The organism is Olavius algarvensis spirochete endosymbiont (assembly GCA_900608495.1).
Classification (GTDB): Bacteria; Spirochaetota; Spirochaetia; order DSM-2461; family DSM-2461; genus UBA2779.
In genome coordinates, this window is sequence record UWYT01000180.1 from 1 (window position 1) to 2170 (window position 2170).

Sequence of the window (2170 nt, forward strand, 5' to 3'; positions counted from 1 at the left end):
AATGCCGCATTATCGATTAGCAAAAGCTCCTAAAGGCCCTCACCTTCGTCCTTGGTGAAATGGGGCTTAGGGAGTGTATGAGCCCTTCTGGCTTTGACCTCCCCATGCGCCCTCCATGGCACATGGGGGCTTCCTTTCTAACTGACGCTCAAAGGATAGACAGAATGCGTGTGCATTCTGCCCACCGCTTGGGGAGTACGCCGCCTAGAGGCTGCGCCCCTAAGGCGGCTTAGAATGAGAATCCGAATACAGTGAGGAAGTCTCATCCCCAATGGGTTAAGGCTTAAGGAGACCATTTGCTTTGTTTACTAAGGGCGTGGTTTGGGACCCCGTGAGGTGGGGCTAGAGAGTAGCTAGTTTCATCTCATCAACAACAGCCTTGAGCCTTTGAAAAAGCTTATCATCAGCGAAGTATTCTTCAAACTCCTCCGCTGTTTTTAGCCCGTAAATAAGTACACTCTTTTCCATGCTCAATCGATAGTCTAATTGAAAATCGAGGGCCTTTGGCAGATTTCCTTGGAAATAGTAGTAAAATGCTAAATACATAAGCGTCAAAGGGTCGTCATGTAGTATTGAATATGATCTATCGAAATATTCCTTGCCGCCTTCCCAATCGCCATTCACCATCCTGATATATCCCAAGTCTGCATAGGCCCAATAGTAATTCTCATCTATGGCCAAAAACTTATTGAAGTGTTCAATCGCCATATCATCCAGGCCCATCTCAATCAAACGGTTGCCGTAGTACTTGGGGAACATAAGATTCTCAGGGTCCATCGATACGGCTTTCTGGTAGTACTCGATCAATGGCTCTAGACCCTCTAACTGGGAGAGAATCAAACCCTTATCTAAGTAGTTCCAGGCTTTATCTGGAGTAATCTCAATAGCCCTTTCAATCGCTATAAATGCCTTTTCAAACTCATCAAGTGAGTAATAAGCACTGAATAGGCTGTTATATGGATCAGACTTTTTATTAGGATTTTGAGTATATATCTCAACAGCCTTCTCCAAATAGATAACTGCATTCTCCCAATCGGCAAGAATATTGTAAGATTGGCCAAGACTAACAAGTATATGGTAATTATCCGGTTCAAGCTCATAGGCTTTTAGATAGTCTGCATTGTACTTTTGAAGATTATATAGCGGACTTTCCATTTGTAGAACTAGCCCATGCAGGTAATAATAGCGGAAGCCTCTTTGTTTTGGGGGGGTATTCTCCTCAACATATTTGATAGCCTCCTTGTGCTTTCCTTCGAGTGCCAATTGCAAGGAATGCTGTATTATGGCTTCCAGCTCTTCCTCATCCAACTTCTTCGAGCAGCCAATAACTATCAATAGGGCGGCAATAACTATGAATAGTTTACTCCCAGTCATCGCCTTCCCGTTCAATCAGATGGATTTTTGAAATATTTCATCGCCCCCATCACTTCACCGGCAGCTTCATTCAATACGGGTGATTTCTGATTCTTAATTGTTCCAAACGGCCCCTCTTGCGTCGACGCCGTTAAACCTATTTCACCACCTGCAGATAGAACATTTCCTATGTCCTTGCTTACTTCCAGGCCCAAGGTTGCCGTACCATCACCATTGGAAGATACCGAAACACTTACATCAACAACTTTGGCGTCGATACCAAGTGAAACACCATCAGATGAAAGCTCCAGATTTGCACCGAGAAGCCCCTGGAGCTGTTCTCCAACTTCCTTTGGGGAAAGGTCGCTGTCTACGGTAAAGCTCACACCGTCGCTACCTGCAGTTATCTTCCCGCTTATCAATCCACCAACGTCTGCAGAAAGGTGCGCATTTGCGCTAACAGAGACATCTCCTGTAACAAGATTAGCTACAAAATTACCTGCTTGCCCCACCGCATCCGCTATAGCAACTATAGGAGCCCCCATCGCTGCTACGAAAGCGTTCATAGTGCGACGCGCAACTCCTGGGCCTATTTGCTGATCCCCCGTTGGGTCCACATATTTCACGGGATTGTTGCTCACATAGGAATACCAGTTAACAGCCTCAATGATTGAGTAGCTCTGCTTAGGCTGCCAGCCACCCTCACTATCGGGCTCCATGGGATTAATCAATCCAAACCCGGCCGGGTCCGGGCTCATCCAGCGGGAGGTGGCAGGCTCATAGTAGCGAGCCCCGTAGTAGTAGAGGCCGGTCTCCT

At 46.5% G+C, this 2170-nt stretch carries 2 protein-coding genes; both read right to left on the reverse strand.

All coding sequences use genetic code 11. The features are described 5' to 3' along the window. Window positions 1–342 precede the first annotated feature (342 nt). The gene (locus S1OALGB6SA_RS04685) at window positions 343–1308 is read right to left on the reverse strand and encodes a tetratricopeptide repeat protein (protein WP_195910307.1); all 966 of its coding nucleotides are present in this window, start codon (window positions 1306–1308) and stop codon (window positions 343–345) included. A gap of 77 nt (window positions 1309–1385) precedes the next feature. Next, window positions 1386–2170, reverse strand: a 785-nt coding sequence (locus S1OALGB6SA_RS04690; RefSeq protein WP_148084027.1) for an RHS repeat-associated core domain-containing protein, incomplete at its 5' end; no start/stop codon positions are given.